The following is a 14,036-nucleotide window of genomic DNA, read 5'->3' as shown; positions in this document are numbered from 1 at the left end:
TACCGCTTTCGAACCGTTGCAACGGCAAGTCGCAGAAGTGGGCGGCGAGGTGTTTAACGGCTCGCGGGTTTGGGTCGTGATTCCTGCGCTGGATGAAGCGCCCAGCGTTGGACTGGTGGTGGCTGAGCTTTGGGCGCTGACCGATGCCGCCGGTGATGTGTTTGTGGATCATATCGTCGTATGTGACAACAACTCGCGTGACGCTACCGCGGTGGTAGCCAGGGACGCTGGCGCGACTGTGGTCAGTGAAGAACAGCGGGGATATGGAGCAGCCTGTCTGCGGGCGTTGGGTCGGGTTCGGAGCGGCGGCGCAAACGGAAACGACATCGTGCTTTTTGTTGACGCGGATCGTTCGGTCGATGTGAGTGAAGTCCCGGCATTACTGGCTCCGCTCGGTCAGGGTGCGGACCTGGTGATCGGCAACCGGGTGGCGGGCGCCCGTGAACCGGGTGCTCTCACCCCGCAGCAGCAGTTTGGCAACTGGCTTTCGTCGGCGCTGATTCGCCTTCTTTGGCGCTGCGACGTTAACGATCTTGGCCCGTTTCGGGCCATTCGTGTCGGCGCTCTGGACCGCCTGGCGATGGAGGACCGCGCCTTCGGCTGGACCTGCGAGATGCAGCTTCGGGCCATACAGCACGGAATGTCCATGGTGGAGGTGCCGGTGTCGAGCCTGAAGCGTATCGGACGATCAAAAATCAGCGGGACGCTGCTCGGATCACTTCGGGCGGGCCGGGGGATCCTCGGCATGGTGGCGGCGATCTGGTGGGAACAGCGCCGGATGATGCGTCGTCGTGAGCATCACCATTGAACTGAGCGCAGCGCCTACTGTGCGAGTCCAACCATAATCCGGCGCGCTGTCGATCCTGCGATTCGCCTAGACACGCACCTTGCGGCCGTCAGGTCTTGGCGCCGGCGGCCGAAAGTCCGGGCGATAAGCCGGTCGATTTCGGAAGTTGTCACGCAAGGTTGCCCGGGGCCGGTTGCGCTGCAGGTGGAACAACGGCTGGTGATGGTTTCGACCGTCATAAGGCTGAAACACCATGATGAGCTGCTGGTCATCAACGGCATGCCCCTCTCCCGCGATCACGGGCGGACGCACTCTCGCGCTTCGCAGCAGGTCCTTGGCGAACTCGGTGACGGCAATGTGGTCGTTTGCCGCTGCGGTTACTTCGACCTGTTTCGGTCGGCCATCAGCGGAAAGGTTGTAACTGAGCGAAAAGCCGGCCTCGCCCGGGTTTCCTGCGCGGAACAGCGGGTTGCTGATCAGCTCTGGCTTGGCAAGGCGCGCAAGCCAATCAGCGTGTTTGTCGGCTTCGGCCAGTGCCCAGGCCTTCTTAAACTGAACCATGGCCCGACCCTCCAGATGTTGCAGCATCAGCACTTCACCGTACCGGTAGGCTGCCACGATCCGTTCTTCTGTGGAAAACGACGCCTCGTTCTCATCCATGATCTGAATTGCCAGAGCCATCTGGTCGAGCGCGTGCTCGGCGAGCGGGCCAGTTAAGGCGGTCTCCGCCCGCTCCATCAGAAGCGGGACGGCCAGCGGGTGATACTGCTTATCCGCGTTGCGCATGCGCTTGATCGCCCTGCGGAATGCCGTCAACGACTTTTTGTATTCACCGGTCGTGCGGAGAAAGGTACCGAGCGCGATGGTGGCTTCTACTGTTTCGGGGCTGGCGTCGCCAAAGGTTTTGCGCGTCAGCCGCAGCGCTGACCGGTACTGCTTGCCGGCGAGCCACAGCGAGCCGTTTGCCGTTAACAGCCTCGCCCGGCGATAGATGAGCTTGAGCTGCGACGCGCTTCCGGCTCCTTCACGCAGCGCGACAACCTGCTGAGCGCGAGACAGCGATTCGGCGGCGAGCTTCAGCTTGCGGTTCCGCTCGTAGGCCATAGATAGGAGGAGCTGCAGTCGCAGGCGCTTGAGATCGTCCCGCTCAAGAAAGCGATTGGCGATCCGTTCTGCTGTCTCCAGCCGATCGAGTCCATAGCGAGGCTGGTCCAGCAGCAGAGCCGCGCCACCTTCCTCGACGAGCGCGTCCAGGTAAGCCAAGCGATTCGCTTCGTCCGGCCGCAGGCTTTCGGACTTTTCCCGCAGCATGTCGAGACGCTGCTCATCGACGTCGCCGAGGACCCAATCGAGCTGACTGGCGATGTAGATTTTGTCGGGATCTTCTGCGTCGCCCGCGATAGCAAACGGTGTCGGTACCGAAAACACCAGGCAGAGTAGTAGCGCAGCTAGCGAATGACGCATATAAGAGACTCCCGTTTGCCTGACCCCAGCATGCGGATTCACCGTTTCGTTTGCAAATTTTCCCGTTGCGATTCTGAGGAAAATAGGACCCTAAGAACCAGGCGGCCCTGAAATCGCCCAGCACGCGGCATCGGTGGGGCCGCCAGAGAATTTTGGCCTGGTCTTAGGGGGCCGAGGTTTCAAAAGAGTTGGCAAACAGCACATCGCTGCCGCCAACCGGGCCCACCTGTAAACCGATTTGCTGGCCCCATTCGTCGAACGTCAGGCCGTCAAAGTCGTCCAGGTTGTTCCAGCGCGCCAGCTCGCTTTCGATAAAGGCCGACAGCGGCCCTGAGTCGCGATCCGATAGGCGCTGCCAGATATCCAGCGCGTTGCTCAGCATCGTGGCATCCAGGATTATGTCGTCACCGCGACCTTCGGTCATCGCCTGAATGCCGGGCATGAAATTCTGCAGTGTCGCAATCGCGTCCTGGCGCAGCCCTCGATCCTCAGCAACCAAGCGAGCGATCTTGGGAAAGCTACGTCGGTAAAAATCGATATAGCGCTGACCCTCGCTGGTCCGCTGAAAGATCTGAGCCCACCCGCCGAGCACCGTCTCATCATCGACGGGGCTCATCTGGGGCATGCCCTTTTGTGCGTTGTTCACCGCCTCGAAAAAGGCCAGACACATGCCGGCAATCAGCTGGGCGGTGGTGAGCTCGTCGTCGTCTTCGTCATAGCTTATGGGCTCTGCAATGGTAGCTAGACCGCCAGCCGCGGCGCCCGAGGCAACGGTCCCGCCGGCAGCGTTGTCATAAGCGATATAGGTTCGGCCATTCAGCAGCAGCGCCAAGTCGCTCCGATTTTCGAAATCGGTTGCAACAACCTGGCGAGTGAAGTGGACATCGTCGTTTAGGGCGTCCCCGTCCTGGCTGAGCAGATCGACGTTGCCGGTGCTGCTGGCCACAGCCAGCACTGGATCGATACGCGAGTCGTTAAGGAGGTTGTGGGTCAACTCCTGGAACTGCTGACCCGGCGCCAGATCGACGGCGGGATCCCAAAAGCGCCAGGTGCCGGATCGGAAAGCGTAGCGTAAACCCGTGCGGCTGTTGATGTCGTAAGCCAGGGTTGGGATGTTGCGAGTGGGGACGTCGCTCGGGTTGAGCTCCTGGGTCATCACAAGGCTCAGGAAGTTGCCGATCACGGCCGGTGAGTCGCCGTCGTCGACGAAGGCGTCTGTCCACATACCGGCCTGCGGTGCAAGGCGCGCGAGGCGCAGTTCACCCTGAACGTTGCTGCTATACGCCACCCATACGAATGGGCTGCTTGCCTGACCCTTAACCGTGTCGGCCACCATGCGGTTGATGGCTGTTATGGGTGAGGTGAGAGGCAGCGCGGTCCACTGACTTGGCCCCTCTCGTCGGTAACCCACAATCTGATCATTACCGTCGCCACCGCGCAGCAGCCCAACAACCACCGGTTGCTTGGCCCCACCGATTTCAAACAAGTCCACTTCAGCGAAGCTGCTGAAGTCGGTAAAGGCGACAATGGTTTCGGAGGGAGTGCCGTTCGCCAGATCAACAAAACGAAGTTGACCCGTCAGGTTCTCAAAATGCACCAGAGCCGTTCCGTTGTCGTTGAAGGCGGCGGCATCCTGCGGCGCGGCCGGCGCGACCGACTCCCGTGTCCAGGCCGACGCATCAACGGAGCGCCGGTACACCACGAGCTCCCCAGCGCCGCCGGCGAAGGCGCTAGTGAAACCAAGCACGGTGTTGAGGCCCCCGGCACCGCGGTTTGGCGCCGCAATCAGATCGCGCATGCTGCTGTTTGGGTCGAGGGTAAACGGCGCCCTGAGCCAGGGTGCGGCGTCCGGGTCACCGTGCACCAGGTTGCCGCTGGTCGGCTCGAGATAAACGTACTCCAGCGTTTGGGGTGTGGGATTATCGATCGCAAATTCACCGACCTTGCCTTGAATCGGGGGCGGGGTGACGGGGTTGAGCTCATCTCCAGCGACAGCAAACGCTCGCCAAGTTGGCTCTTCGGTTTGCGATGAGACCAAAATGCGGGGCGTGAAACCGTCGCTTTCAAAAATGACCTTAGCCGCCGTGACGCGGTCTCCTAGCGGAGCGCTGACCGTTTCGAGCGCACCGGACCGATCCGTGACGTAGATCAGCGCGCCATCCGCGGTGCGAAAAACGACGTGGGGTAGCCCATAGATATCGCTGCTGAGGCTGATGGGGCCGGAGACGTCGTCCGTCAGCGCCAGGCGCCGTTCACTGAGGAGGTTTCCGTTGCTGTCCAATACGATGCTGATCAGGTCATTAATCGGCTGGAACATATCGTTCAGTCGACTGTTGTACACAACGAGGAGCTCGCCGAAGGCGCCCTGAGCGAACGCAATACGGCTGACAGTGTCCGGGATTGAAATGTCTACGGGCGAGCTTCCCGGTCGCCAGAGGCGCAGTTGGTCCGACTCCTCTCGCAGCGCGAGTACCAGGGGCTGGTCCTGGTCATCCAGGGCGAGAAGGCTTGCGACGGGTTGGCCGGCGTTGATCGGAGGGTTAAGCAAGTCCGGAAGCGCCTCAGGCGTCAGGTTGTCCTGGCGCCGATAAAGCAGGCTCCCGCTTTCATCGAAGTGCGTGACATGCCAACGATTGCTGCTGTCCATGACCACCTGCGGACTGTAGCCCCGATCCAGCACGATTCGCTCCCGCTGAAACCGATCGAAGCTGACCAGGCGGATCTGTGGCGTTGGATTGGAGGTCCCAAGGAACTCATCCGTTTGGAACACGACCCGCCGCAGGCCGCCGTTGCCGCTGGCCAGCTGAGGGAAGCGTCCCGCCAGGCCCCGTTCGTCGAGTGTCAAAAACGCGCCGGGTCCCGGTGTGTGATCCTCTACCGGGCCTGACAGCGATGCCTGCCCGACATTTTCATCATCGTCCTCGGGACCGAAACAGCCGTCGTCGGCCAGATCGATGTCGCCGTCGCCATCATTATCCAATTCATCTTCGCAAGCGCGTAGCGGCGGGGAGGGTACGGGAACGCCATCTGCGGCATAAAGGAATACATCGTTTTCGGCGTTGGCGTCTCGCCGCACGAGGTTGCTGGAGCGCGAGCTAAAGAAGACAAAATTTCCGTCGTCGGACGGGATGCCGACGCTGCAGCCACGATTGCCACCTCGCCCGGTTTCGCTAAGGCAGATCGATTCGTCGGACACGGCAGGCAGCTGCCGGAGCCGGAGGTCGTCATCCGCTCGCGTGCGGTAGGTGAGGCGGGTCCCATCATTCGAAAGCGTTCCGCTGACGCCTGGCAGCGCTGCCAGCACGGTGGCGTTGGTTGGATCGGGGACGCCTTGAACAGCAGGGAACTCCAGGGCGTATACGCCGCAATCGGTGTCGGTGCACTCAGGGGTCAGCTCTGGAGTGCGGGTCCTGAGCACAACGCGAAAGCCGTCGCCGCTGATCTGGATGCTGTTGACGTTTTCGGTGAACGGCAGCCCGGAGGGGGCGGTGAGAAGCTGGGTGAGCACCGCCCCCGGTTCGTCAAAGACGTTGTCTTCGTCGGTGTCCCGATCATGGAAATACGCGTTGTAGTCAGCTCCCGGAGCGGTCGCCGTGATGCCTGTGAGCGAAGACACAAACACCACATAGCGGCCGGAGTCGGACAGGTCGAAGCTGAAGAATGGAACCAGACCATCCCGCGGCGCTCCGACCGGTAAAAGGTGCCGAGGTGCCAACGTTCCCGTCTCATCCAGCACCCCGTTAGTGTCACTGTCTCGATCAAGAGCCATGAGGTCGGCGAAATCCCGGACGATGCCGCTGTCCAGATCCAGGTTGTCCGCCCGGCTCAAAAACAACACGTGCCGGCCGTCGGCGTTTACAACGGGCCGATTGCTGGGCCCTGCCGCGGGGTTGGAAAAGCGGTTGGTGGAGAGCAGGGTGACCGTTCGCGTCTGCACGTCCAGAGCAAAAACGTCTGAGGTGCCGTTGCTGTCGCTGCCCACCAGGTTGGTGGCTGACGAGGCGAAGACCACACTGCTGCCGTCAGCACTGATGCTGCCTTCCAGGGTGCTGCCGTCGGGGGTTATGCCGCTGGGGCTGTCCGCAGGCTGGAGGCTGAGCGTTGCCCGGTCTAGTAACCAGAGCCTATTGAAGCCCGAGTCATCGGCTGGATCGCCCGAGAGATCCGTGGCGCGACTTAGGAAGAGCAGCTGCTCCAGTTCGGCACTCGCGCCCGTGATGCTGCTGAAGCTGTTCGCCGACTCGCCGCCGATTCCCCGCGATACGATGCGAACCAGCGGATCGTTGATCAGCACTACTCCGGCACTGGTGATAAGCGGTGTCAGGGCGATGGCCAGCAGAATTGCCACCATAGTACGGAGGCGTTGGCTGAGTTTGGGGTTATCGTTCGGTCGAAGTGAATTGTGGAACACTGATGCTGCCTCCATGCGCGTGATACCAACCCGTGAGCATAGTGGCGCCCGGGCTCAGATTGAGACGCAGCTAGCGCTCAATTTGTCTCACGTCGGGCAAGCGATCTTAGAGAGTCCAAGCGGAAGACTGCAGCGCGACCTGGCACCTGGTCCCGTCCCCTGGAGTCGGGTCGGCGCCCAATGTCAGGATGGAACGCGGGAAAACTTAAGTGCTGCGACCAATCAGCAGTTTCGAAGATTCGGCTGCACGCTTGTTCGGCCTGAGATTGGGTCCCGGGCAATTGGGATTTTGATTTTTTGGGCATCGCCTGTGGTATTTCTTCCGACCTACCGAAGAGAGCTAAATATTATCGCAAGCAAATTTAATTGGAATTTTATTTGTTTATAAGCATATTTAATTTATGATGAGTTTTCGTAACATGGCTAGAAATAGCCTGATTTCAACGTATCAGGCACTCGATTTGAATCGCACAGGAGGTATACGACATGACGGCCTTTCGCTCTTATGCGCTGTTGCTGGCCCTCTTCCTGGCCGGTTGCTCTGAACAACCCTCTTCAGCGGATTCCACGTCGGTTGAACCAGAATCGCAGGCTGCCTCTTCTTCAACGGTCGATCCGCAAGCCAGCTCGCGAGGGTCAGAAGCAGCCGCCGTTCTGAATATCGTCGTATTTGGTGCCAGCGGCAAAATCGGTGGGTTGATCACTCAGGAATCCATCGATCGAGGACATAAGGTCATCGGCGTTTCGCGTAATCCCGAAATGCTTGCCTTTGAAGCGGAGAATTTCTCTGCCATGAGCGCTGACCTTAACGATGTGGAATCCGTGAAAAAGGCGCTTGGCGATGCCGACACTGTCATCGTGTCGGTGACCGGTATTGGCGAAGACTATCAACCGGAATCCAGTACCACAGCTATCGCGGCCAGAACCATGGTTGAAGCGTTTACTGGTGATGATAATGCTCCGTATGTCATTCAAATTGGTGGTGCTTCGACCATGTTCGAAGACACCGAGACAATGCTTGCCAACTTTCCTTTCCCCGCTCCTGAAGGTTCACGCCCTCGCGGGTTGTTGTTCGGGCAGGTACTGGCGCTGGAGACCTACGAAGCCAGCACGATTCCCTGGACGGTACTCACGCCTCCTCCGGTGATCCGGGGCTATGCGCCAAACGCCATTATGGATTTATCTTCCGTGGGCTATCGCACTGCAACGGAATTTTTTGTTATGGGCGAAGATGGCAAACCCAGCCCGGTGATGGCGATGGATTTGGCAAAAGCGGCAGTTGACGAGGCAGAAAACAAGGCCTTTGTAGGGAAGCGCTTTACGGTGGGGATTTAGCCAGAGGTCTTTGACCCCTCAATATCGCCTCTCTTTGATTCTGATCGGGGATGTCGCCAGAAGGCAAAAAAAGGATCCTCCTGCTCTTCCCGTTCCCGAACTTTTGGCGGACCTAACGTCGGCGGCGTCGCTCCAGCGAAAGCCCAATTCACTCTGGCAGGGACGCTAAAAGGAGGTTCTGGTATGAGCCGCCCGCCGGAAATCGTATTGAGTTCAGTGGTGTGTCAGTCCGTCCCGTCCCTTGGGGCTTTCCCCTGTGATTCATTGCTGATGCATCCTAGAGCGGGCTGGCACCAGGAAGACGGGACGAGAGAGCCTTGCCAAACTGGCCGCAGGCGCACCATTCCGGGTGGTTCAGGCCGGTGTTAACTCAGCTCTGATCAAGTTCAAATCTCATGACAAACTCGGTGCGGATCGGAGTCCGGTCTGGATTTGACTCCGTCGGCTTGTAGCGGAATTTCTTAAGCGCCTTGATTGTGGGGCGAACGAAAATGTCCGAGGGCACCGATTTCAACACCTGAATATCTTTGACTCGGCCCTTTTTGTCGATGGTATGAAGCACCCGGACGTAGCCGGTCAGCCCTTCTTTCAGCGCTTTGCGGGGATATTCAGGAGGTACGGTGCGGTCGAAGGCCCAGTATTGATCGTGCGTATCGACCTTCAGCGGAGTCTGATCCTCCGCGAGGCTCACAAAGGCGGTCAGAATGATGATCGAAAATACGATAAATCGCATGAATGGTCCCTGTTGTAGTCCGAAGGATTCAGTTGCCATTGGAGAAAGGAGCTGGCCGTCGGCGCGTTGTCAGGGTTCCCAGCCCCAATGCTTCAGCAATTCAAGCGCATCCTGCTGTACGGCCCGGGACCGCCGGCTCATGCGCTCGTCAAACTGGGCCTGGCTGCTGAACGCGGCTTCCGGCTCTGCGCCATTACGAAATAAAAAGTTGGCGGTGGGGATACTGCCGCAGAAAAGCGCCAGCGCCAAAGGTGTCCCGCAGCACCCCTCAAGATTGACGTCCGCGCCCAGCTCGAGATACGACGCCACGAGCTGTTGATCGCCCGCGCTGGCAGCGGAGTGCAGCGGGTGCATGCCGTTGCTGGGCACGTCATCGATTCTGACGCGGCCAGTTTCCAGGAGCAGGCGATAAGCGGGGATTGGGTCGCGGAGATCCTGGACCGGCAGTAGTCCCCAGATCCAGTTGTTGATTAGTCCGTCCGCTTTCGCCAGCCAATCGCCCTGCTCGTTCGGCCGTTCGACGGCATACTGCAGGTACACCATTCCCATCATGGCGCGAATGGGCCCCTCCCAGTCGGTACCGAAGTTTTCTGCGATAGCCTGCTCGGCTAGCTCAGGATCCTGCAGTTTGTACACGAGATAGGACATGTCCCATGTGACCCGCTCCGGATCATCCGGGTATCGCTTGTGCCAGTGCTTAAGTAGATCTTCGGCCGCATCAAAATCTCTCATTCTCCGGGTTGCCATCACGTAGGCGTGTGCGAGCGCTTTCGACGGTTGCCAGGGCGTATCGTTAACTTGGGCAAACCCAGCTTTTCGATAGTGCTTATAGGCAATCTCGTAGTTTTGTCGCGCGTAGGCGAGCACCGCGCGGCTGACGTGCCACCGACTGTTGAGTGGGTATTTCAGCTGCTGATACTTCTTGAGCGCCTCTTCAACGAGTTCTTCTTTGCCTTCAAGCATGGCGAGATGCGCCTGCCAGAGCAGCCCGTCAGGGTCATTGGATTGCAACCTAAGAAACTGACTTAAGTGTCGGCGATCTTGTTCCCGCAGCCATAGGGTGCGCTCTCCAAAGATGCGTTTGAGTTCACCCATCGCGGGGTAACTGTCGTACGCCTCCGTGAGGCTGGCTCGAACTTTCAACAATCGGGTGGAAGGCTCTTTGGCCTGGCTCAGGAGCAGGTTGACCTGGCGCTTTCGGAATGCGTCGAGCGATTCCCCCATCGCTTTTGGCTGCGGTTCCAGCGCTGCGTACGGAATGCCCCAACCGCCCAGAGTTTGGCCGAGCCGCTCCGCCGCAATGCGAGCCGGCGTCAGGCTTATCTTCTTCAGCGACTCTTCAACCGCTTCGTCGAAGCGCGCCATCGACGAAGCGCTCCGCCAGGTCAGCAGCCGCTCGAGCGTCGCATCGTCGAGCTTGCCCGCTTCCTGATAGATACGCACCGCAAAGCCTGTCTGCTGATCCAGCAGGATCTGAAACTGCTCCTCGGTTGGATAGTCGATTGCCTGGTCATCTTGGCCCGCGATGGCATCGCTGAACTTGCCCAGGATGATCTGGCTTTCCCACTCTAGCCGAGCTCGCCAACGCTGGTGGGGTAGCACACGAGCAATCTTTTGAATGAGCGCCCAGCGCTCAGCGCTGAGGTAAATCTTCTTGGGCAATTCTTCGGGCCAGCGCTCGAGCAGCCGACGTTCAAACTCGGCTACGGCTTTCCCGGCGGGGTCGTTCGCGTACCAACGCGCAACCTCCTCGAGCATCGCGGGATCAGCCAGGCGAGACAGCCGCTCGGCAAACTGAATGTCCAGCGGCAAGTCGCGATCCAGGGCGCCAACGAGGGACTGCATATCCTTAATATTTTTGTGCGGATAAGCCTTCGCCAAGGCCTCGTGCAGCTCGTTGAGGTGGCGGATCTCTCTGAGCTGCTCGACAAGTCCAACGTCGGCTGGCCAATTCGAAGACTGAGCCGGCGTTCCGGTGAACAACAGCAGTAGGACAATCAGACCGAGGTGGCGCATTTTGAAACCCGATTACGCTGCCTCGACTCTGGCAGCCCGGTTTGACCATGTCCAGAAAATTGAGAGAAAATCCTGAAAAATTTGTCGCGGCGCCAAACTCCAGCCCGAGCAAGCCCGCCGACGCGCAATGCAATGCAATGCTAGCCGACTAGGGTAGCCGCGGCAGCGAGCTCGAAGTCCATTATTTAAGCTGCTGGTATCGGGCCCTCAGGTCAGCTTGCGCCTTCAAGAACGGTCCGGGACCGAAGCTGATTCGAGAAACTCCGAGCGCGGTTGCGTCCTCGATAGACTGAAGATCGCCCATCATCATAACGTTCACGGGCATTTTCGCCCGCGCAACAACGTCGGAAATCAACTGAGGGTCGGTCAACCCGGGCACAAACAGGCAATCCGCGCCGGCCTTGCGATAAGCGTCTCCGCGATCTATGGCTTCTGAGAGGTGCCCGCCGTGCGTTGCCGCATCGGATTCGAGGAAAAGATCCGTGCGCGCGTTGATGAAAAGTGGAACGCCCTCCGCTTCCGCCATGGACCTGATTGCAGCAATCCGATCGGCCTGTGCGCGAATGGCGTAAAGGCCCTCACCTTGCACGATGCGGTCTTCAAAGTTGATGCCTATGGCTCCCGCGCGCAGGACGCGCCGAACGTTCTCGGCCACGGACCCTGGGTCGCTGGCAAATCCGCCTTCAAAGTCAATCGTAACCGGCACCTCGACGGTGTCGCAGATCCGCGCAACGATCGCTAGCACCAGGTGAAGCGGCATGGCTTCGCCATCGTCAAACCCATGCGCTGCTGCGATAGACCAGCTGCCTGTGGCGACGGCCGGCGCGCCAACCTCAACCAAAGCCTTGGCACCGCCCGAATCCCATATGTTGTAAAGCACTACCGGGTTGTCTTGCTGGTGCATTTCCGCGAAATGCGCGGCCTTTTCAATTTGCGACATACGGAGACGATTCCTTCGGTGATCAAGATTGATGACGTTCGGTTTCAAGCTGCTTCTGCTGGCGCTACAGGCCTCCGTCATACCCGGCAAACGCGCCGTTTGTCGGTATCAGCCGTCTCGGTCATCGGAGGATTAAGCAACATGAGCTCAACGTAGCACGTACTCAAAAGCGCGCAGCCTCATTTCGGGCATCGATCTAATTGTGTCCTGCGGAACTTCTGGAGCTGTCCCTGTTTTTAGGCGTCGCTTCAGAAAGGCTAGGTGATCCTGTTGACGCGAAACGCCGGCTGCTCCCGATATGTCACCCATCGCCACAGATATTCCAGCGGGCCGTAGCGGTAGCGGCGCAGCCAGATAAAGCTGAAGGCTGTTAAAAAGGAATACAAAGCAAGGGCTGCAAGCAGCGCATGAGCTGGGCCAAGGGTGCCCAGCATTCCAAGCCCAAACGGCATGTATAGCAACGTGAAGATCGCGCCATGTAACACGTAGGCGGTCAGGGCGATTCGACCAACGGGTGCCAGCCAGAGCGCTAGTCTTTGCCAGCGGGCGGAGTTGCACAGATACACGAGCGTGAGCGCATAGCCGACTGCCATCATTGGCGCGCCAACGGCATGAAGAAGGCCGTCGAACAGCGGGCTCCCGGAAACTTTTTCTTTGAAGATCAGCAGCGACCAGACTTCCGCGGCCAGTCCAATGATCAGGAGCCAAGCGGCTACGCTTCGAAGGCGCGGTAAATGACGGCGGGCCCGCTGTATCCACTGCTCCCGCATCACCCAGGCGCCAATCAGGAACCGCCCCAAGAGGTAAAGGGCCCAGGCGATCAAACCACCGTGCAGGAACTCTTCATCGATATAGGCCCCGGTCATGATTTTCACCCAGACGAGATAGCGTTCCTCATTGAAGGCATCCATCATGGCGGATTCGTAGACTTCTTCCGGCCCGCCAAGAGAAGGCAACACATGATCAAAGACGGGGTCTGCCAGCAGCGCAAGCGCGAGGCCCAGATACAACATGGTGTTCGATGACCAGTTCCTCATGGCGAGTAGAAGCCAGCCAATCAGGGCGTACACGTGGAGGACATCACCCGGAAAAACCAGGAAAAGGTTCAGCAGGCCGATCGCCAGCAGTGCCGCCAGGCGCCGCTGATAGATTCGAACGAAGTTCGGGTCTCTGGCGCTGATCCGCTGCAGCATGATCCAGAACCCCATGCCAAAGAGTGTGGCAAATAGCGTATTAGCCTTGTTCTGGAAGAGCAGGTCGGAGACGTAAACGGCCGCGCTATGCTGCAGCTGGCTTTCCCACAGCGCTCGCTGGCTCTCTTCCAGCGGTAGCTCGTAAAACGGAACCCCGACGAAATGGACGATGAATACGCCCAGCAGCGCGAAGCCACGCAGCACGTCAAGTTCTGGAATACGTTCGGGTTTGTTCACAGTCTTGCGTTGTAGTCAGAAGAAAGGTGGCGCATAACGGTTCAAGCCTCGGAGTGTCTCTACCTAAATGCCAGTGCGCCTCAAATCGAACACAAACTTGAGGATAACCGCTTCCCGCCGGAGATCGCGTACATCCTAAATGCGCTGGGATGCGAGGTTGTATCTAAGCGGCGGTCCCGACCTTGGGTCATTGACCCCACTATCCCGTCGCGGGAAAATTCTGTCCGTTATGCCCGTTCAATTGCTCAAAAGACTTTGCCTGCTATCGACTCTCGCTGGCCTCACGTCACCGGTTTTTGCCGCGCCTTTGGATGATCTAAAGCAGATTGTGGACTGGCTCCAAGGCACCTATAACAATGAAGCACAGATCAAAGCCCAGAACGCTGCTGGGATCGCTGCTAACGATCAGCACCGGTTTGTTGAGGTAAAAGCGCAACCGATCGAGATGCCTGAAGCCGGCGAGTTTACCGTTCAGGTGGAATATCGGGATCTGGGAAACGAGGGCCGAGTCTTCCGCCGGCGCATCTACGGCTTCAGCGCAGGGCCCGACGAACAGGTGGTCACGCTGCGTCTCTATATTCCCCGAGCCGGGGATGCTCGGGCCCAAGGCCTGGAGCTGGGCGGGACACCATCACTCGATGACTTTCTCGTGCTGCCGGGGTGTGACATTTACCTCCAGCGACAGGCGGATGCCTGGCGAGGCTCCATGGCCTGGGGTGCTTGTCGCTACGAGCCGCTGCCGGGCATGAATCTGCCAGAGCAGATCACAGAAGTGGTCTCGTTTACCCGCATGGTGATCGACCCCGACGGCTTCCACTTCAGCGACACGCTCTCCGACGGAGCAACCGAAGCGGTGTTGTTTCAGACCGGAGACGGAACGCTGCACCATCTTCGCCGGCGTTAGACGCGAATTCTAACCG

At 59.1% G+C, this 14,036-nt stretch carries 9 protein-coding genes; 3 read left to right on the top strand and 6 right to left on the bottom strand.

Features of this window, described 5'->3' with window-relative positions; genetic code table 11:
• The first annotated feature begins 16 nt into the window (after nt 1-16).
• Nucleotides 17-808, top strand: coding sequence for a glycosyltransferase family 2 protein (locus AAF358_10250; protein MEM7705923.1), 792 nt, complete (start codon nt 17-19; stop codon nt 806-808).
• Between the two features lie 66 nt (nt 809-874).
• On the opposite strand, the gene AAF358_10245 is transcribed toward AAF358_10250, so the two are convergent.
• Nucleotides 875-2,251, bottom strand: coding sequence for a tetratricopeptide repeat protein (locus AAF358_10245; GenBank protein MEM7705922.1), 1,377 nt, complete (start codon nt 2,249-2,251; stop codon nt 875-877).
• A 163-nt stretch (nt 2,252-2,414) separates the two neighbouring features.
• Nucleotides 2,415-6,602, bottom strand: coding sequence for a hypothetical protein (locus AAF358_10240; protein MEM7705921.1), 4,188 nt, complete (start codon nt 6,600-6,602; stop codon nt 2,415-2,417).
• A gap of 546 nt (nt 6,603-7,148) precedes the next feature.
• On the opposite strand from AAF358_10240, the gene AAF358_10235 reads away from it, so the two are divergent.
• Nucleotides 7,149-7,997 (top strand): NAD(P)H-binding protein, encoded by an 849-nt coding sequence (locus tag AAF358_10235; GenBank protein MEM7705920.1) that lies wholly within the window; start codon nt 7,149-7,151, stop codon nt 7,995-7,997.
• A 370-nt stretch (nt 7,998-8,367) separates the two neighbouring features.
• Here the strand turns inward: AAF358_10235 and AAF358_10230 are convergent, their stop codons facing one another.
• The 4 genes from AAF358_10230 to AAF358_10215 form a co-directional block, all read right to left on the bottom strand.
• Nucleotides 8,368-8,730 carry an energy transducer TonB gene (locus AAF358_10230; GenBank protein MEM7705919.1) on the bottom strand — a complete coding sequence of 121 codons (363 nt, stop codon included), beginning with the start codon at nt 8,728-8,730 and terminating at the stop codon, nt 8,368-8,370.
• A gap of 69 nt (nt 8,731-8,799) precedes the next feature.
• Entirely contained in the window at nt 8,800-10,746 is a 1,947-nt protein-coding gene (locus tag AAF358_10225) for an ankyrin repeat domain-containing protein (protein MEM7705918.1), read from the bottom strand.
• A gap of 181 nt (nt 10,747-10,927) precedes the next feature.
• The gene (locus AAF358_10220; protein ID MEM7705917.1) at nt 10,928-11,686 is read right to left on the bottom strand and encodes an isocitrate lyase/phosphoenolpyruvate mutase family protein; all 759 of its coding nucleotides are present in this window, start codon (nt 11,684-11,686) and stop codon (nt 10,928-10,930) included.
• Nucleotides 11,687-11,943: 257 nt separating this feature from the next.
• Complete coding sequence (locus tag AAF358_10215) at nt 11,944-13,116, bottom strand: DUF418 domain-containing protein (protein ID MEM7705916.1); 1,173 nt, start codon at nt 13,114-13,116, stop codon at nt 11,944-11,946.
• Between the two features lie 229 nt (nt 13,117-13,345).
• Here AAF358_10215 and AAF358_10210 point away from each other — a divergent pair, with 229 nt between their 5' ends.
• Entirely contained in the window at nt 13,346-14,020 is a 675-nt protein-coding gene (locus AAF358_10210; GenBank protein ID MEM7705915.1) for a CpcT/CpeT family chromophore lyase, read from the top strand.
• The last annotated feature ends 16 nt before the right edge of the window (nt 14,021-14,036 follow it).

This window comes from Pseudomonadota bacterium, assembly GCA_039033415.1.
In the GTDB taxonomy this organism is placed as follows: domain Bacteria; phylum Pseudomonadota; class Gammaproteobacteria; order Xanthomonadales; family SZUA-38; genus JANQOZ01.
This window is presented reverse-complemented; position numbering and strand designations above follow the sequence as displayed.